The sequence below is a fragment of the Micromonospora sp. WMMD708 genome (assembly GCF_049315245.1).
Taxonomy (GTDB): Bacteria; Actinomycetota; Actinomycetes; order Mycobacteriales; family Micromonosporaceae; genus Micromonospora; species Micromonospora wenchangensis.
In genome coordinates, this window is sequence record NZ_CP186060.1 from 6,301,153 (window position 1) to 6,318,504 (window position 17,352).

Genomic DNA, 17,352 nt, shown 5'->3' on the forward strand with positions numbered 1-17,352 from the left:
AGGAAGCTCCCTGTCAGACCCCGCCGCTCCACAGTCCCGCCAGTGTTCCCCGGCCCCGCTCCGGCACCGCTCCCGAATCCCCGGCATCCAGGGGAGGTCCGGCGGCGCCCGCTCACCGATTCCGGGCTCTGCAATTCGTATAACTACACTTCTAAGAACTGTAGTTATACGTTCCGCAGGCCGTGGGGCGTCGACACAGCCCGCTTCTCCGGCGGAGGATGGGCGCATGGACGACGCGTACACGGTGGGCGATCCGGACGGCCTCTCCCCGCTACAGCGGGAGATCCGCGACGCGGTGGCCCGGGAGCTGCACGCCCAGCTCGCCCTGCGGGCCGAGCACCTCGACCTGGCCGACGTGCCGGAGGTCGCCTACCAGGTGACCCTGGGTGTCGACCGGGTGCTCACCGGCCGGCTCACTCCACCCCGGCGTACGAGTGCAGGCCGGTGAAGAAGAAGTTCACCCCGAACAGGTTCATCAGCACGGTCAGGAAGCCGAGCACCGCGATCCAGGTCGCCACGTTGCGCCGGACGCTGGGCGTGGCGCGGGCGTGCAGGTAGCCGGCGTAGACCACCCAGGAGATGAACGCCCAGGTCTCCTTCGGGTCCCAACCCCAGGCCCGGCCCCAGGCCGCCTCGGCCCAGATCGCGCCCGCGATCACCGCGAACGTGAAGATCGGGAACGAGAAGGCGTGCAGCGCGAAGGTCAACCGCTCCAGGTCGGCCGCCCCGGGCAGCCGCCGGGCCAGCGTGTACGGGAAGCTGCGCCGCCCCTGCTCGTAGCCGTTGCGCAGCAGGAACGACACCGCCGGCACCACGCCCAGCAGGAAGATGCCGGAGGAGAAGACGATCGTCGACACGTGGATGATGAACCAGTACGACTGGAGCGCCGGCATCAGCGGCACCACCGGGACGTAGAGCTTCAGCTCGGCGAAGGCCAGCAGCAGCACCATGACCAGGGTGAGGAACAGCCCGAGCCGGCGCAGTGACGGCCGCTTCCAGAGCACCACGAGCCAGGCGGCGGTCCCGATCCAGGTGACCGTCAGCACGAACTCGTACATGTTGCCCCAGGGCATCCGGTCGGCCGCAATGCCCCGGGTGACCAGCGCGCAGAGGTGCAGTGCGGCGGCGAGGACGGTCAACCCGGCGGCGATCCGCCCGGCCAGCCTGGCCCGCCCCGCCGAACGGCTCGGCCGGGCCGACGGCGGCGTGCCTGCGGGGGCCGTGGTCGCGGTGGCGTCGGCCACCGGCCCGTCGACCTTGTCGACACCCGCGCCACCCACGCCCGCGCCGACCAGTTCCCGCGCCGGGGTGACCCGGGCGGCGACGGCACGGACGTTGCCCAGGGCGTACTCGACGGCGTGGCTGATCATCGCGACCAGGTACACCAGGATCGCGAACGTCACCAACTGGTCGGAGACTGCGGACATCACTCGACTCCCTCTCGCGCCCGCCGGTCGGGCCGCCCGTCGTCGCGTACCGCGGCGACGAGAGACGCGAACTCCTCGGCGAACCCCGGATGCTCGGTGCGCGGCAGCCCACCGGCCGACACCAAGCTACTACCGCCCGTCGGAGATCCACTGTCGGGGGGCGTCACCCGGAACCAGACCCGCCGCCGCCGGCCGAACAGCGAACCCATCAGCCCGACCAGCAGCACCACGCAGGCGCCCAGCATCAGCTCCTCGCCCGGGTCGTGCCGGACGGACAGGGTGACGTACCGCTTGGTGCCGAGGAACTCCAGCTTGCTGCCGTCGTCCAGGGTCCACGTCTCGCCCGGGGCGAGCTTCCTGTCGCCGACCTGCTTGAGCTTGCCGTTGGTCACCTGCCGCTGGTCGAGCTGGTAGACCGAGCCGGGGATGCCGGCGTCCAACCCCAGGTTGCCCCGGTAGGCGGCCAGCACCACGGCCGGGTTGCGCTCCTCGGGGAACCGCGACGAGACGAACGGCGCGGTGTCCGGGGCGGTCGGCAGGTACAACCCCTCGAAGGCGACCTGCTGGTCGGCGTCCCGGCGGCCGGTCGCCGGGTCGACGTTGGCGTCCGGGAAGGCGGCCACGCCCTCGCTGGTGAGGTTGGCGTCGCCGCTGGTCAGGAACGGCACCGTGCTGGTCTGGCTGCGGCCGTACCGGTCGGTGTATTTCAGGATCGGGGCGTAGCCGTGGCCCAGCAGGTAGACGTTCGCCGAGCCGAGCCGCAGCGGCGAGTTGACCGAGAAGTCGGCGGTCCGCCGGTCCGAGCCGTCCGGCCGGTCCACGGTCACCGTCGCGCGGTAGCTCTCCGGCTGCCCGGACGGCAGGAACCGGGCGTCGAAGTTGTCCAGGGTGAGGCAGAACGGCGGCAGGTCGGCGCTGTCGACGCGCGGGCCGAGCTTCGCCTCGGCGTACTGCTGGCGGGTGTTGCAGAAGGCCTCGTCGGCTACGAGCAGGCGGTTGCCGTGCCAGCCGTACCACGAGCCGAGCGCGACGCCGATCAGCACGGCGACCAACGAGGTGTGGAACAGCAGATTGCCGGTCTCCTTGAGGTAGCCCTTCTCGGCGGAGACCTCGTTGCCGCGCACCTGCACCCGCCACCGGCGGCGACGCAGCACCGCGGCGATGGCCTGCGGGTCGGCGGTCCCCGGCGACTCCAGCACGGTGTGCTGCGGCAGCCGGTCCATCCGCTTGGGCGCGGCCGGCGGCCGGGCCCGCAACGCCCGCACGTGGTCGCGCATCCGGGGCAGGATGCAGCCCACCAGCGAGGTGAACAGCAGCAGGTAGATGGCGGAGAACCAGACCGAGCCGAACACCTCGAACGCGCCGATCCGGTCGAGCTGCGGGGCCAGCTCGGGGTGCTCGACGAAGTACCTGTCGACGTTCTCCGGGTTGACCCCGCGCTGCGGCAGCACCGAGCCGGGGATCGCCGCGACCGCGAGCAGGAACAGCAGGATCAACGCGGTACGCATGCTGGTGAGCTGCCGCCACGAGTTGCGCAGCAGGGCCAGCAGCGGATTCGGCCGGCGGCGGGGGGCCTCGGCGGGCGGGCTGGCCGGGCGGTCCTCGACGGTCGTCATCAGATGCTCACCTCGCCGGGGCCCACGGTCGTCTGCAACCAGATCACGAAGTTCTGCCAGCCGCCGGTGACCAGCGCGAGGCCGATCAGGATCAGCAGCACCCCGCCGATCCGGGTCACCCACCGGCTGTTGCGCCGGACCGCGCGGAACACCCCGAGCAGCCGGTGGAAGCCCAACCCGAAGACCACGAACGGCAACCCCAACCCCAGGCAGTACGCCACCGCCAGCACCACGGCCCGGTCGGTCTGCCCACCGGTGGCGGCCATCCCCAGCACCGCACCCAGCGTCGGACCGGTGCACGGCATCCAGCTCAGCGCGAACACCGCGCCGAGCACCGGCGCACCGAGCAGCCCGGCGGCGGGCAGCCGCCGGATCCGCAGCTCCCGCTGCATGCCGGGGAGCACCCCCAGGTAGCTCAGCCCGAGCAGGACGATCAGCACGCCGATGACGACCTGGAAGGTGCGTTCGTAGTCGAAGAAGATCCGGCCGAACCCGGCGAAGAGGATCGCGGTGGCGGTGAAGACGACGGTGAACCCGGCGATGAACAGCAGCGTCCCGGCCAGTACCCGGCCCTTGACCGCCGCCACCGGCCGGGCCTCCGCCCGGGTCGCCGTCGCCACCGTGCCGTCCGCCGGTGCCGGCCCGCCGTCGCCCGGGTCGGGTCCGCCGCCGGCCGGGGTGGTCGGCCGGGCGCGGCCCTCCAGGTCGGTGCCGGCCAGCCCGGTCACGTACGACAGGTAGCCGGGCATCAGCGGCAGCACGCACGGGGACAGGAAGCTGACCAGCCCGGCGAGCGCCGCCGCGCCGATGGCCAGCAGCAGCGGGCCGGACTGGGCGAGTTCGCGGAACGTCTCGCCCATCAGCGGGAACCGGTCGACGCCGGCTCTTCGGCGGCGATCCGCTCGACGATCGGGCGCAGCCCGTCGGTGGTGACGGCGGCCCGGATCACGGTGGCGATCCGGCCCTGCCGGTCCAGCACGACGGTGGCCGGGATGGTGTTCGGCGGGATGTCCAGGGCCAGCGCCAGCCGGCTGGCCGGGTCGAACAGGCTCGGATACGTCACCCGGCCCTCCTCGAAGGCGATCGCCTTGTCCCGGCTGTCCTGCACGTTGATGCCGAGGAAGGTCACCCCGGATGCCCTGGTGGCCTGGTAGGTGGCCTCCAGGTCGTCGGCCTCGGCGCGGCAGGGCGCGCACCAGGAACCCCAGAAGTTGACCACCACCACCTGGCCCCGGGCCTGGGAGGTGTCATACCGACCGCCGGTGAGCAGGTCACCGGCGATCGTCGGGGCGGCGGAGCGTTGGTCGGGGGCGCACTCGACGATGCCGCCGTTGTTGGCGCAGCGGCTCTCCCCGGTGTCGGAGGAGCAGCCGACCAGCGCCGCCCCGGCGGTGACGGCGGCGAGCAGGACGGCCAGCGGCCTCCGGGAACGCATCTCAGGCCCCCTTGGCCGTCCGGGCTGTCGCGGACATGGCGATCAGGTGGGCGGCCGGTTCGGAGTACCCGATGCCGACCACCTTCGCCCCGTCGAAGTGGAAGGAGGTGAGGCTGGCCAGCCCGCACTGCCGGCGGCGCGGGTCGTGCCAGAGCCGCTTGCGTTCGACGTAGCGGCGCAGCGTCCAGATGGGGAGCTGGTGGGAGACGATGACCGCCTCGCGCCCCTCGGCGGCCACCCGGGCGGCGTGCAGCCCGGCGAACATCCGCTCGGCGATGGCCCGGTACGCCTCACCCCAGCTCGGGGTCACCGGGTCGCGCAGCACCCACCAGTTGCGCGGGTCGCGGAACGAGCCGTCGCCGGGCGAGACCTTCTTGCCCTCGAACCAGTTGGCGCTCTCGATCAGCCGTTCGTCCACCCCGACCGGGAGCCCGAACTGGCCGGCGATCGGCTCGGCGGTCTGCTGGGCGCGTTCCAGCGGGCTGGCCACCACGTGCACGATCTCCCGTTCGGCGACCGCCTGGGCGGCAGCCTTGGCCATCTGCACGCCCAGTTCCGACAGCCGGAAGCCGGGCAGCCGGCCGTAGAGGATCTGGTCCGGGTTGTGCACCTCGCCGTGCCGCAGCACGTGGACGACCGTCTTACTCATTGGTGTTCTACCCCCCGCTGCCTGCCGCTGCCGCTGCCGCCGCGGCCGGCAGGGCGGCGGCGATGTGCTCCAGGGCGGCGTCGTCGAGCGCCGCCGACACGAACCACGACTCGAACGCGCTCGGCGGCAGGTAGACGCCGGCGGCGAGCATCGCGTGGAAGAACGCCCTGAACGCGGGCACCTGCTGGGTGCGGGCGCTGTCGTAGTCCACCACGTCGGCGTCGGTGAAGAAGATCGAGAACATGCTGCCCGCGTACGACAGGCGGTGCGGGACCCCGGCGGCGGCCAGCGCGTCGGCGGCGAGCCTGCCCACGACGGCGGCCGTGTCGTCGAGCCGGCGGTAGAGGGCGTCGTCGGCGAGCCGCAGGGTGGCCAGGCCGGCGGCGCAGGCCAGCGGGTTACCGGAGAGGGTGCCGGCCTGGTAGACCGGGCCGGCCGGGGCCAGCCGGGACATGATCTCCGCGCGCCCGCCGAAGGCCGCGGCGGGCAGCCCGCCCCCCATCACCTTCCCGTACGTCCACAGGTCGGCATCCGACGGGTCGAGGCCGTGCCAGCCGGAGCGGGAGACCCGGAACCCGGTCATCACCTCGTCGACGATGAGCAGCGCGCCGTGGGCGTGGGCGATGGCGGCGAGCCGGGAGTTGAAGCCGTCGCGGGGGGCGACCACGCCCATGTTGCCGGCGGCGGCCTCGGTGATGACCGCCGCGATGTGCGGCCCCTGCGCGGCGAACGCCGCCTCGACGGCGGTGAGGTCGTTGTAGGGCAGCACGATCGTGTCGCCGGCCGCCGCGCCGGTGACCCCGGGCGAGTCGGGCAGGCCGAGGGTGGCGACGCCGGAGCCGGCGGCGGCGAGCAACCCGTCGGAGTGGCCGTGGTAGCAGCCGGCGAACTTTATAATCTTGGAGCGGCCGGTGAAGCCCCGGGCCAGCCGGATCGCCGACATGGTCGCCTCGGTGCCCGAGTTGACCAACCGCACCTGCTCGACCGGGGTGCGGTCGACGATCTCGGCGGCCAGCTCCACCTCACCCGGGGTGGGGGTGCCGAAGCTGGTGCCGAGGGTGGCGGCCTCCCGCACCGCCTCGACCACCTCGGGGTGGGCGTGGCCCAGGATCAACGGCCCCCAGGAGCAGACCAGGTCGACGTAACGTCGCCCGTCGGCGTCGTACAGCCAGGGGCCCTCCCCCCGGACCATGAAGCGCGGGGTGCCGCCGACGGCACGGAACGCGCGCACGGGGGAGTTGACCCCGCCCGGCACGATGGCCCGGGCGCGGTCGAACAGGGCCTCGGAGGCCGGCGCGTCGGCGGGGTAGCGGCCGCTGCCGGCGGAAAAGGTATCGGTCACGATGCGGCCCATTGTGTCAGCGCCGGCCGGGGAATCCGCAGCCACCCCGGGGCCGGGTTACCCGGCTCACCCCACCCGACGCCGGTCGGCGGAGCTGCCGCCCGCACGGTGATCGGCACGGCGGATCGTCTCACCGGGCCGGGTTGGCGGGATCGCGATAGGCTGACCCGGTGGATCGTGCCGAACTGTCCATCACGGTACACCGGACGGGCGACGAAGTGGTGCTGCGCCTGGCCGGTGAGATCGACATGCTCACCGCCGCCCAGCTGTCGACCGTCGTGAACGAGGTGCTCGCCGATCCTCCGCCGCGCATCGTGCTCGACCTGGCCGGGGTGACCTTCTGCGACTCCCAGGGGCTGGGCACGCTGGTGGTGCTCAGTCGCAAGGCCAGCCACTCCCAGTGCCTGCTGATCCTCAGCAACGTGGGCGACTTCCTGCTCCGCGTCCTCGACATCACCGGCCTCCGTTCCGCCCTGATGATCCGTAACGAGACCCCCTCCGGCTGACCGGTCAGCCGACCGGGGTGTCGCGGCGGCGGAAGGACACGAAACCGGCCGCGCAGAGCACCCCGGCCAGCGCGGTCAGCGCCAGCAGCGGGGTGACGCTCCAGCCCGCCCGCAACACCTGCGGCGTGTGCGTGAACGGCGACAGGTCCAGCAGCCACTGGCTCAGCTCCAGCACCGCGCCGAGCTGACCGAGCAGCACCGCCAGCGCCAGCACCGCCCAGGCCGTCGCGGTGAACCGGGGCAGCAATCCGTACAGCAGCACCGCCAGGCCGGCCAGCACCCAGGCCGCCGGCACCTGCGCCAGGCCCGCGCCGAGCATCCGGGGCAGCTCGCCCGGCACGTCCCCCACGCTGACGCCGTAGGTCAGGCCGGCCGCCAGCCCGGTCAGCGCCAGCGCCACCACCGGCCCCAGCAGGGCGAACACCAGGTGCGCGGCGAGCCAGGCCGACCGGTGCACCCCGGTGGCCAGCACCGGCTCGACCCGCCCGGCGGCCTCCTCCGACCGCATCCGCAACGCCGCCTGGACGCCGTAGCCGGCGGCGGCCAGCCCGGCCACCCCCAGCGACGCCCCCAGGTACGCCTCGGCCAGCCCTGACGCGCCACCCAGCCGGGCCATCACCTGCTCCAACGCGGCATTGCCGGCGACCGACCGGCCGGCCGCCTCGGCGGCACCGCCGACGACCAGCCCGAGCAGGCCGAAGCCCACCGACCAGCCCAGCAGTTGCCCCCGGTGCAGTCGCCAGGCCAGCCCGAACGGCCCGGACAGCGCCCGCCCGGCCCGCGCCGGGCCCGGCCGCGACGGCAGCATGCCGGCCCCGAGATCCCGCCGCACCGACACCGGGTACGTCACCAGGGCCAGCAGCACGGTCAAGGCGACCGGCAACGCCAGTACCCACCAGCGCTCCCCCTCGTAGGCGCGGATGCGCGGCGCCCAGCCCAGCGGGGAGAGCCAGCTCGGCCACTCCTGCTCGGAGGTGTCCCCGACCAGCCGCAGCGCGAACGTCACCCCGAGCACCCCGACGGCGATCCCGCGTGCCCCGGCGGCCGTCTGGGTGAGCTGGGCGGCCAGCCCGCCCACCGTGGCGAAGACCACCCCCACCAGCGCCGCCGACAGGCCGTAGGCCAGCGAGCCGGCCGCCGGCAGCCCGGTGGCGGCCAGCCCGGCGGCGGTGAGCAGGCCGAGCACCAGACTGGCCGCGTACGTCACCAGCAGCGCGGCGGTGAGCCCGGCGTGCCGGCCGAGCACGGTCGCGCCGAGCAGTTCCCGCCGGCCGGCCTCCTCCTCGGTGCGGGTGTGCCGGATGACGGTGAGCAGGGCGGCCAGTCCGACGATCACCTGGAGGAAGCCGCCCCGCTGGGCGGTCAGCGCGCCGACGCTGTCGCCATAGACCGGTCCGAGCAGGGCCACCACCGACGGGCTGCGGGCGGTGCCGTCGGCGTACGCGGCCCGCTCGGCGGCGGTCGGGAACAGCGCGAGGAAGCTGCCCGCGTAGGACACCGGCAGGACGGTCAGCAGCAGCACCCACAGCGGCAGGACGATCCGGTCCCGGCGCAGGATCAGCCGGGCCAGGTGACCGGTGCCGGTGAGGGTGCTCATCGCCGTACCCCCGTCGGCTGGTCGACGCCCGACGCGGCGGCGGTGGCCGGGGGCGTCTCGTAGTGCCGCAGGAACAGCTCCTCCAGCGTCGGCGGCCGGCTGACCAGGCTACGCACGCCGATCTCGGTGAGCCGGCGCAGCGCGGTGTCCAGCGCGACGGTGTCGACGGCGAACCGGACCCGCCCGGCGTCGACCCGCAGGTCGTGCACGCCGGGCAGGTCGGCCAGGCCGTCGACCGGCCCGGCCAGTTCGGCGTCGATCGCGGTGCGGTGCAGGTGGCGCAGCTCGGTCAGGGTGCCGGTCTCGACGTCACGGCCGTTGCGGATGATCGTCACCCGGTCGCAGAGCGCCTCCACCTCGGCGAGGATGTGGCTGGACAGCAGCACCGTGCGGCCGTCGCGCCGGGCCCGGTCGATCCAGTGCTGGAACACCTCCTCCATCAGCGGGTCCAGCCCGGAGGTGGGTTCGTCGAGGATGAGCAGTTCGGCGTCGGAGGCGAGCGCGGCGACCAGGCCGACCTTCTGCCGGTTGCCCTTGGAGTAGGTGCGCCCCTTCTTGCGGGGATCCAGCTCGAACGACTCCAGCAGTTCGGCGCGGCGCTTCGGGTCGAGCCCACCGCGCATCCGCCCGAGCAGGTCGATCACCTCGCCGCCGGAGAGCTGCGGCCAGAGGGTGACGTCGCCCGGCACGTACGCCAGGCGGCGGTGCAGCGTGACGGCGTCGCGCCACGGGTCGCCGTCGAGCAGTCGGACGACCCCCGCGTCCGCCCGCAACAGCCCGAGCAGCACCCGGATGGCTGTCGACTTGCCGGCGCCGTTCGGGCCGAGGAAGCCGTGCACCTCGCCGGAGCGCACGGTCAGGTCGAGCCCGTCGAGGGCCCGGGTGCGGCCGAAGGTCTTCACCAGGCCGGTCACCGCTATCGGGGTTTCCATAATTCGGAAGCTACACTCGTTTCACAAACTTGTGAAGAATCTGTCCGGTGCGGCACCATCGCTTGCACCACCCCGAGCCCAAGGAGCACCGACCAGATGCCTGACGACCGTCGACCCGGCCACGACGACGAGGTCCACCTCTTCGTCGAACGGATGGCGATGGCCTTCGCGGACGTCGGCTTCCCCCGGATGTCCGCCCGGGTCCTGTTCGCCGTGATGAGTGCCGACGGCCCGCTGACCGCCGCCCAGATCGGCGAGCGGCTCGGCGTCAGCGCGGCAGCCGTCTCCGGTGCGGTGCGCCACCTCACCCAGGTCAGCATGCTGGTGCGCGAGCCGGTCCCCCGCTCCCGCCGGGACCACTACCGGCTGCCCGACAACCCCTGGTACGAGGGGACCATCACCAAGACCGGCCTCTACAAGAACTTCATCGACATCGCCGACGCGGGTGTCACGGCACTGGGCGGCACCGCCACACCGGGCGGCGGACGGGTGGCCGAGATGCGGGACTTCTTCTATTTCATCCAGGAGGAGCTCGACTCGCTGGGCGAGCGCTGGCGGGCCCGCCGGGCGGCCACCGGCCACGCCGGGCCACCCGCCGCCTGACCGTCAGGCGGTGCTGCCCCAGCGGGCCTGCTCCAGCACGTCCAGGGCGCGCTGCCGGGCCTCCGGGTCGTCCCCGCCCCGGAGCAGGGCGCTCGCCTCGTCGACCGCGTCGGTGAGCACCCGCCACTGGGCGTCGCGCTCCCGCACCACATCGGACTGCGCCGCCAACTGCCGGGTCTTCACCCACAGCTCCACGAAGACCGACACCTTGGCCCGCAGCACCCACGGGTCGAACGGCTTGGTGAGGTAGTCCACCGCCCCGACCGCGTAGCCGCGCAACGCCAACTGGGCGTCCCGGTCGGCGGCGGTGAGGAAGATGATCGGCACGTGCCGGGTCCGTTCCCGGCGCTTGATGTGACTGGCCGTCTCGAAACCGTCCATGTCGGGCATCTGGGCGTCCAGCAGGATGACCGCGAAGTCGTCCACCAGCAGTTGCTTCAGCGCCGCCTCACCGCTCTCCACGGCCACCGACTGGACCGGGAGCCCCTGGAGGATCGCCTCCAGGGCCATCAGGTTCTCCCGACGGTCGTCGACCAGCAGCGCCTTGGCCGTCTGCGTCACGAATTCTCCCTGTCTCGGCGGCCGCTGATCCAGGACGCCATCCGCTCGATCAGCCCGTCCAGGTCCACCGGCTTGGTGATGTAGTCGCTACCCCCGGCCGCCAGTGCCGACTCCCGGTCACCGGGCATCGCCTTCGCGGTGAGGAAGACGATCGGCAGGTCGGCGAAGCGGTGGTTGCGGCGGATCTGCCGGGTCGTCTCGTAACCGTCCTGGTCGGGCATCATGGCGTCCATCAGTACGATGTCCACCTCCGGATGCTCGGCCAGCACGCGGACCCCGTCCGCGCCGTTGTCCGAGTACAGCACGGTCATCCCGTGCAGTTCCAACGCGCTGGTCAACGCGAACACGTTGCGTACGTCGTCGTCGACGATGAGTACGGTGGCACCGTCCAACTGCCGGGTGGCCGGGGCCTCCGGCGCGGCCAGCAGCTCCACCGGCGGCATCAGCAGCGACGCCGGCAGGCCCGCCCGCTGCGGCGACGGCGTCTGCGGGGCCACCACCGCGTCCGGCGCCAGCACGTCCGGTACGAAGAGGGTGAACGTCGACCCCTGCCCCGGCGCGGACGTCACCGTGATCGTGCCGCCGATCAGCCGCGCCAGGTCCCGGCTGATCGACAGGCCCAGCCCGGTGCCGCCGTAGCGCCGGCTGGTGGTGCCGTCGGCCTGCTGGAACGCCTCGAAGATGATGCCCAGCTTGTCGTCGGAGATGCCGATGCCGGTGTCGATCACGGTGAAGGCGATCACCTGCCGGGCGTTAGTCAGCGCCGGCACGTCGAAGACCGCGTTCTCCGCCGCCGGGGCGATCCGCAGGGTGACCGCACCGTTGTCGGTGAACTTCACCGCGTTGGAGAGCATGTTGCGCAGGATCTGCTGCAACCGTTGGGCGTCGGTCACCAGCGCCGGGGGCAGTTCCTTGGCCACCCGCACCTGGAAGTCGAGGTTCTTCTCCTCGGCCTGCGGGGCGAACGCCTGCTCCACGTAGTTGCGGATCTCGGCGAACCGGATCTCCGTCGGCTCGACGTCCATCCGACCGGCCTCGATCTTGGACAGGTCCAGGATGTCGTCGATCAGGCGCAGCAGGTCCGAGCCGGAGCCGTGGATCGTCCGGGCGAACTCGATCTGCTTCGGGGTGAGGTTGCGCTCCGAGTTCTCCACCAGCAGCCGGGCCAGCAGCAGCAGCGAGTTCAGCGGCGTCCGCAGCTCGTGGCTCATGTTCGCCAGGAACTCCGACTTGTACGCCGACGCCCGGGTGAGCTGCTGGGCCTTCTCCTCCAGCCCCAGCCGGGCCAGCTCGATCTCCCGGTTCTTGGTCTCGATGTTGCCCTTCTGCTCGCTGAGCAGCTTCGCCTTGTCCTCCAGCTCGGCGTTGGTGCGCTGCAACTCCGCCGACTGGTCCTGCAACTCCAGCGCCAGCCGTTGCGACTGGGCCAGCAGTTCCTCCGTACGCCGGTTGGCCTGGATGGTGTTGACCGCGATGCCGATGGTGAGCACCAGCCGCTCCAGGAACCCCAGGTGCAGATCCGAGAAGCGGGCCACGCTGGCGAACTCGATCACCCCGAGCAGCTCGCCCTCGAACAGGATCGGCAGCACCACCAGGTCGGACGGGAGCGTGTCGGCCAGCCCGGAACGCAGGGTGATCCGGCCGTCGGGAAGCGCGTTGAGCCGGATCGTCCGGCGGGAGAGCGCGGCCTGACCGACCAGCCCCTCACCGGGCCCGAAGGTCACGTCGTGCCCCCGTGCCACGTAGCCGTACGACGCGGTCAGCCGCAGCCGCATCACCCCCTCGGACGTGTCCGCCAGGAAGAACGCGCCGAGCTGCGCGTCGACCAGCGGGGTCACCTCCATCATGATCATGCGGCAGACCTCGCCCAGGTCCCGCTGGCCCTGGAGCAGGCCACCGATGCGGGCCAGGTTGGAGTCCAGCCAGCCCTGCTCGGCGTTCTTCTTGGTCGTCTCCCGCAGGGTGACGATCATCTGGTTGATGTTGTCCTTCAGCTCGGCGACCTCGCCCTGCGCCTTGACCGCGATCCGCTGGGTCAGGTCGCCCCGGGTCACCGACGTGGAGACCTGGGAGATCGCCCGGAGCTGGGTGGTCAGGGTCGAGGCGAGCTGGTTCACGTTCTCGGTGAGATCCCGCCAGGTGCCGCTCACGCCCTTCACCTGGGCCTGGCCGCCGAGCTTGCCCTCGATGCCGACCTCGCGACCCACCCGGGTCACCTCGTCGGCGAACGAGGAGAGCTGGTCCACCATCGTGTTCACGGTGTTCTTCAGCTCCAGGATCTCACCCTGCGCGTCGACCGTGATCTTCTGGCCGAGGTCGCCCTTGGCCACCGCCGTGGTCACCGAGGCGATGTTGCGCACCTGGGAGGTCAGGTTCGACGCCATCGAGTTCACGTTGTCGGTCAGGTCCCGCCAGGTGCCCGAGACGCCCTTCACCTGCGCCTGACCGCCCAGCTTGCCCTCGGTGCCCACCTCACGCGCCACCCGGGTCACCTCGTCGGCGAACGACGACAGCTGGTCGACCATCGTGTTCACGGTGTTCTTCAGCTCCAGGATCTCACCCTGCGCGTCGACCGTGATCTTCTGCGACAGGTCACCCTTCGCCACCGCCGTCGAGACCTGCGCGATGTTGCGCACCTGACTGGTCAGGTTCGACGCCATCGAGTTCACGTTGTCGGTCAGGTCGCGCCAGGTGCCGGCGACCCCGCGCACCTGGGCCTGACCGCCGAGCTTGCCCTCGGTGCCCACCTCACGCGCCACCCGGGTCACCTCGTCGGCGAACGAACTCAACTGGTCCACCATCGTGTTGACCGTGGACTTCAGCTCCAGGATCTCGCCCCGGGCGTCAACCGTGATCTTCTGACTCAGGTCACCCTTGGCCACCGCCGTGGTCACCGAGGCGATGTTGCGCACCTGGGAGGTCAGGTTCGACGCCATCGAGTTCACGTTGTCGGTGAGATCCCGCCAGGTGCCCGACACACCCTTGACCTGCGCCTGACCGCCCAGCTTGCCCTCGGTGCCCACCTCACGGGCCACCCGGGTCACCTCGTCGGCGAACGACGACAGCTGGTCGACCATCGTGTTCACGGTGTTCTTCAGCTCCAGGATCTCGCCCTGCGCGTCGACCGTGATCTTCTGCGACAGGTCGCCCTTCGCCACCGCCGTGGAGACCTGGGAGATGTTGCGGACCTGACTGGTCAGGTTGCCGGCGAGCTGGTTGACGTTCTCCGTCAGGTCCCGCCAGGTGCCCGAGACGCCGCGCACCTGGGCCTGGCCGCCGAGCTTGCCCTCGATGCCCACCTCACGGGCCACCCGGGTCACCTCGTCGGCGAACGACGAGAGCTGGTCCACCATCGTGTTCACGGTGTCCTTCAGCTCCAGGATCTCACCCTGCGCCGCCACCGTGATCTTCTGGCTCAGGTCACCCCGGGCCACCGCCGTGGAGACCTGCGCGATGTTACGCACCTGACTGGTCAGGTTCGACGCCATCGAATTGACGCTGTCGGTGAGGTCCTTCCAGGTGCCCGCGACGTTCGGCACGTCGGCCTGCCCACCGAGCTTGCCCTCGGTACCCACCTCGCGCGCCACCCGGGTCACCTGCTCGGCGAACAGGCGCAGCGTGTCGGTAAGCGAGTTCATCGTGTCGGCCAGCTCGGCGACCTCGCCCCGCGCCCCGACCGTGATCTTCTGCGACAGGTCGCCCCGGGCCACCGCCGTGGCCACCTGGGAGATCGACCGCACCTGGCCGGTCAGGTTCGACGCCATGGTGTTCACCGAGTCGGTGAGGTCCTTCCAGGTGCCGGCGACGCCCCGTACGTCCGCCTGACCACCCAACTTGCCCTCGGTGCCCACCTCACGGGCCACCCGGGTCACCTCGTTGGAGAACGACGAGAGCTGCCCGACCATCGTGTTGACCGTCCGGCCGATCCGCAGGTACTCACCGCGCAGCGGGCGACCGTCGATCTCCAGCTCCATGTGCTGGGAGAGGTCACCGTCGGCCACCGCCATGATCACCCGGGCGATCTCGGTGGTCGGTCGGCCCAGGTCGTCGATCAGCGAGTTGACCGCCCGCTGGCCCTCCGCCCAGGAGCCGTCCAGGCCCTCCTCGTCCAGGCGTTCGGTCAGCCGGCCGTCGCGGCCCACCACCCGGCTGATCCGGCGCAGGTCCAGGTGCTGCCGCTCCTGGAGCGACACCACCTCGTTGAAGGCGTCCGCCACCTCGCCGGCCGCACCCGCCCGCCGGGGCAGCCGTACCTTGAAGTCGCCCCGGCCGACCCGTCGCAGCGCCTCCGACAACTCACCGAGGAGCGCGTCATGCTCGGAAGCGGACCCGTCCGCCGTCACCGACTGTTTCGCGGTCATCATTCCTCGCTCGACTCGGAGGGCTCCCGACGTGCCGACACGCCGACTTCCCCTCATTGTGCCCGGGTCGCCGCCGGACCCCCGGATACGACGTGCCCGGCGACGAAGCGGCACCCGTTCCACCGCGCACCGGCGTGGTCCGGCAGGCCGCCCGCCGACGGGTCCGGGAAGGGTCACCGCGCCGACGGACCGGTGCGGCGGGTGTGACGGTACGTGGTGCGGCTTGGCACCCGGCCGGTGGCGGTAGAGGATACGGGGGTGTCAACGGAGCCGGGGGCCGGGGCAGACGCGGGACGGGACGAGCACGTCCGGCGCGTCCGGCTGCCCGCCGACAACCGCACCCCGGCCGCCGCCCGCGCCGTGGTCCGCTCCGTGCTCGCCGAAGCCGACCTCGACGAACTGCTCAACGAGGCGCTGCTGCTGACCACCGAACTCTCCACCAACGCCGTCGAACACGCCCGCACCGAACTGGACATCGAGGTCGTCGCCGACCGGATCGGCCTGACCGTCACCGTCTCCGACTTCGCCGCCGGCCCGGTCGACGAACTGGTCGTCGGCATCCGCAACGACACCGACCAGATCGGCGAGGTCTCCGCGCGGGGGCGTGGGCTGCTCCTGGTGGACCACTTCGCCAGCCGCTGGGGCACCACCTACCTGCCCACCGGCAAGGGGGTGTGGTTCCGGCTCGACCGGCACGGCACCCGAGGCGACACGCCCCCCTCCCCGCACCCGCCACCCGGGCGGACCGACAGCGAACCGGCGACCAGCGCGCCGAGCGCCGCCGCGATGAGCGAACTCACCCAGACCCGTCCCGACCCGTACGCCGACGAACCGCTCACCGAGTTCGCCACCGACCTGCTCACCCGGGTCGCCGACATGGTGGGCGCGGCCGGCGGGGTGATCCGGCTGGACCGGGGCGAGGGGGAGGGCCCACAGGTGCTGGCCCGCTACGGCCGGCAACCCCGCCCCGGCAACGAGCTGCTCCGGGTGCCGCTGGCCGTGCACCGGCCGTACGTCGGGGAACTGGAGCTGGACGCGGCACCGTCGGCGTACGCCAGGCCGTTGGCCGTCCTCGCCGCCGAACGGCTCGCGCTGCACCTGGAGAACGACCGGCTGCGCCGGGCCGACGTCCGCCGCTCGGCCTGGCTGACCTTCCTCGCCGAGGCGAGCGAACTGCTCGCCCAGTCACTCGACGTCGACCTGACCATGGCGCTGATCCCGCAGCTGGTGGTGCCCCGGCTCGGCCAGTGGTGCGCGGTGCACACCACCGACGAGTGGGGTCGGCTCAGGCTCGCCGCGTCCAGTCACGCCGACGAGTCGGTCCTGCCCCAACTGCACAAGGTGCTGGAGGAGTCCGGGCCGGACTCGATCCAGGCCCGGCTGCGGGAGGCGTCGCGGACCGGCTCCCAGGTGCCGCTCGGCGGGCCGATGGAGGGTTTCGCCGTGCCGCTGATCGCCCGCAGCCAGCGCCTCGGCACCCTGGCCGTGGGACGGCACCAGCGGCACCGCCACGACCCGGACGAGGTCGCGGTGCTGGAGGATGTCGCCCGGCGGGCCGGTCTCGCCATCGAGAACGCCCGCATCCACGCCGAACGGCGTCGGGTGGCGCAGACCCTCCAGCAGTCGCTGCTGCCGCCCGTGCTCCCGGTCGACGAGCGCATCGGCTTCGCCGCCGAGTACGTCCCGACCAGTGACGAGGCCGAGGTCGGCGGCGACTTCTACGACGTGGTGCCGCTGCCGGACGGACGCTGGCTGGTGGTGGTCGGCGACGTGTCCGGCAAGGGCGTGCAGGCGGCGGCGGTGACCGGGCTGGTCCGGGACGTGATCCGGGTGCTGGTCGGGGACGGCAAGCCGCTGCCCGAGGTGCTGGCCCGGCTCAACGACACACTTGTCGAGCGGGGTGGCGGGCGGTACTGCACGCTGGCCCTGGCGGCGGTCGGGCCGGGCGACGGCGACCGGCTCGACGTCTCGTTGCACCTGGCCGGGCACGACCGGCCGGTGCTGCTGCACGGGGCCGGTGGGGCCAACTTCGTCGGCATCGGGGGCACGGCGCTCGGTCTGCTCGACGCGATCACCTCCCCGGCGGCGGAGATCGTGCTCGCGCCGGGTGACGCGCTGATCTTCTATACCGACGGGGTGACCGAGCGGCGGCGCGGCCGGGAACTCTTCGGCACCGAACGCCTCCGGGAGGCCGCCGCACCGCTGGCCGGCTACTCCGCCGACGTCGTCGCGGCCCGGTTGCGGGCCACCGCGATCAACTTCTCGGTCGAGGCACCCCGCGACGACATCGCCATCCTGGTGCTGCGCAACGACGCCCTCTGAG

The 17,352-nt window shown here is 72.1% G+C and carries 14 protein-coding genes; 4 read left to right on the forward strand and 10 right to left on the reverse strand.

The window, feature by feature from the left end:
• The first annotated feature begins 226 nt into the window (after positions 1-226).
• Positions 227-448 carry a hypothetical protein gene (locus ACN260_RS27830; RefSeq protein ID WP_421489653.1) on the forward strand — a complete coding sequence of 74 codons (222 nt, stop codon included), beginning with the start codon at positions 227-229 and terminating at the stop codon, positions 446-448.
• Here the strand turns inward: ACN260_RS27830 and ccsB are convergent.
• Genes ccsB through hemL form a run of 6 tightly spaced genes read right to left on the reverse strand, consistent with a single transcriptional unit; the run spans position 414 to position 6,469 of the window.
• Positions 414-1,427: a c-type cytochrome biogenesis protein CcsB gene (ccsB, locus tag ACN260_RS27835; RefSeq protein ID WP_422753768.1), complete on the reverse strand. Its 1,014-nt coding sequence runs from the start codon at positions 1,425-1,427 to the stop codon at positions 414-416. The genes ACN260_RS27830 and ccsB overlap by 35 nt on opposite strands.
• Positions 1,427-3,043 (reverse strand): cytochrome c biogenesis protein ResB, encoded by a 1,617-nt coding sequence (resB, locus tag ACN260_RS27840; protein ID WP_422753769.1) that lies wholly within the window; start codon positions 3,041-3,043, stop codon positions 1,427-1,429. Before resB ends, ccsB begins: the two co-directional genes overlap by 1 nt.
• Positions 3,043-3,903 (reverse strand): cytochrome c biogenesis CcdA family protein, encoded by an 861-nt coding sequence (locus ACN260_RS27845; RefSeq protein WP_422753770.1) that lies wholly within the window; start codon positions 3,901-3,903, stop codon positions 3,043-3,045. Before ACN260_RS27845 ends, resB begins: the two co-directional genes overlap by 1 nt.
• The gene (locus tag ACN260_RS27850; RefSeq protein WP_422753771.1) at positions 3,903-4,478 is read right to left on the reverse strand and encodes a TlpA family protein disulfide reductase; all 576 of its coding nucleotides are present in this window, start codon (positions 4,476-4,478) and stop codon (positions 3,903-3,905) included. The genes ACN260_RS27845 and ACN260_RS27850 overlap by 1 nt, the downstream gene beginning before the upstream one ends.
• Before the next feature lies 1 nt (position 4,479).
• Positions 4,480-5,127 (reverse strand): histidine phosphatase family protein, encoded by a 648-nt coding sequence (locus ACN260_RS27855; protein WP_088642050.1) that lies wholly within the window; start codon positions 5,125-5,127, stop codon positions 4,480-4,482.
• Between the two features lie 7 nt (positions 5,128-5,134).
• Positions 5,135-6,469 carry a glutamate-1-semialdehyde 2,1-aminomutase gene (hemL, locus tag ACN260_RS27860; protein WP_422753772.1) on the reverse strand — a complete coding sequence of 445 codons (1,335 nt, stop codon included), beginning with the start codon at positions 6,467-6,469 and terminating at the stop codon, positions 5,135-5,137.
• A 170-nt stretch (positions 6,470-6,639) separates the two neighbouring features.
• On the opposite strand from hemL, the gene ACN260_RS27865 reads away from it, so the two are divergent.
• Entirely contained in the window at positions 6,640-6,975 is a 336-nt protein-coding gene (locus ACN260_RS27865) for an STAS domain-containing protein (RefSeq protein ID WP_145917415.1), read from the forward strand.
• 4 nt (positions 6,976-6,979) lie between these two features.
• Here the strand turns inward: ACN260_RS27865 and ACN260_RS27870 are convergent, their stop codons facing one another.
• Positions 6,980-8,572 (reverse strand): ABC transporter permease, encoded by a 1,593-nt coding sequence (locus tag ACN260_RS27870; protein ID WP_422753773.1) that lies wholly within the window; start codon positions 8,570-8,572, stop codon positions 6,980-6,982.
• Positions 8,569-9,504 carry an ATP-binding cassette domain-containing protein gene (locus ACN260_RS27875; RefSeq protein ID WP_422753774.1) on the reverse strand — a complete coding sequence of 312 codons (936 nt, stop codon included), beginning with the start codon at positions 9,502-9,504 and terminating at the stop codon, positions 8,569-8,571. The genes ACN260_RS27870 and ACN260_RS27875 overlap by 4 nt, the downstream gene beginning before the upstream one ends.
• Before the next feature lie 96 nt (positions 9,505-9,600).
• Here ACN260_RS27875 and ACN260_RS27880 point away from each other — a divergent pair, with 96 nt between their 5' ends.
• Positions 9,601-10,107: a GbsR/MarR family transcriptional regulator gene (locus ACN260_RS27880; RefSeq protein ID WP_422753775.1), complete on the forward strand. Its 507-nt coding sequence runs from the start codon at positions 9,601-9,603 to the stop codon at positions 10,105-10,107.
• A gap of 3 nt (positions 10,108-10,110) precedes the next feature.
• On the opposite strand, the gene ACN260_RS27885 is transcribed toward ACN260_RS27880, so the two are convergent.
• Both ACN260_RS27885 and ACN260_RS27890 read right to left on the reverse strand, forming a co-directional pair.
• The gene (locus ACN260_RS27885) at positions 10,111-10,668 is read right to left on the reverse strand and encodes a response regulator (protein WP_422753776.1); all 558 of its coding nucleotides are present in this window, start codon (positions 10,666-10,668) and stop codon (positions 10,111-10,113) included.
• Entirely contained in the window at positions 10,665-15,032 is a 4,368-nt protein-coding gene (locus tag ACN260_RS27890; RefSeq protein WP_422753777.1) for a HAMP domain-containing protein, read from the reverse strand. The genes ACN260_RS27885 and ACN260_RS27890 overlap by 4 nt, the downstream gene beginning before the upstream one ends.
• 255 nt (positions 15,033-15,287) lie before the next feature.
• Here ACN260_RS27890 and ACN260_RS27895 point away from each other — a divergent pair, with 255 nt between their 5' ends.
• Positions 15,288-17,351 carry a SpoIIE family protein phosphatase gene (locus ACN260_RS27895; RefSeq protein WP_422753778.1) on the forward strand — a complete coding sequence of 688 codons (2,064 nt, stop codon included), beginning with the start codon at positions 15,288-15,290 and terminating at the stop codon, positions 17,349-17,351.
• The last annotated feature ends 1 nt before the right edge of the window (position 17,352 follow it).

What these genes read in the sequence shown, in the direction of transcription:
- ACN260_RS27830 (WP_421489653.1), top strand. Translation starts at nt 227, where the DNA reads ATGGACGACGCGTACACGGTGGGCGATCCGGACGGCCTCTCCCCGCTA.
- ccsB (WP_422753768.1), bottom strand. Translation starts at nt 1,427, where the DNA reads ATGTCCGCAGTCTCCGACCAGTTGGTGACGTTCGCGATCCTGGTGTAC.
- resB (WP_422753769.1), bottom strand. Translation starts at nt 3,043, where the DNA reads ATGACGACCGTCGAGGACCGCCCGGCCAGCCCGCCCGCCGAGGCCCCC.
- ACN260_RS27845 (WP_422753770.1), bottom strand. Translation starts at nt 3,903, where the DNA reads ATGGGCGAGACGTTCCGCGAACTCGCCCAGTCCGGCCCGCTGCTGCTG.
- ACN260_RS27850 (WP_422753771.1), bottom strand. Translation starts at nt 4,478, where the DNA reads ATGCGTTCCCGGAGGCCGCTGGCCGTCCTGCTCGCCGCCGTCACCGCC.
- ACN260_RS27855 (WP_088642050.1), bottom strand. Translation starts at nt 5,127, where the DNA reads ATGAGTAAGACGGTCGTCCACGTGCTGCGGCACGGCGAGGTGCACAAC.
- ACN260_RS27870 (WP_422753773.1), bottom strand. Translation starts at nt 8,572, where the DNA reads ATGAGCACCCTCACCGGCACCGGTCACCTGGCCCGGCTGATCCTGCGC.
- ACN260_RS27875 (WP_422753774.1), bottom strand. Translation starts at nt 9,504, where the DNA reads ATGGAAACCCCGATAGCGGTGACCGGCCTGGTGAAGACCTTCGGCCGC.
- ACN260_RS27880 (WP_422753775.1), top strand. Translation starts at nt 9,601, where the DNA reads ATGCCTGACGACCGTCGACCCGGCCACGACGACGAGGTCCACCTCTTC.
- ACN260_RS27890 (WP_422753777.1), bottom strand. Translation starts at nt 15,032, where the DNA reads ATGATGACCGCGAAACAGTCGGTGACGGCGGACGGGTCCGCTTCCGAG.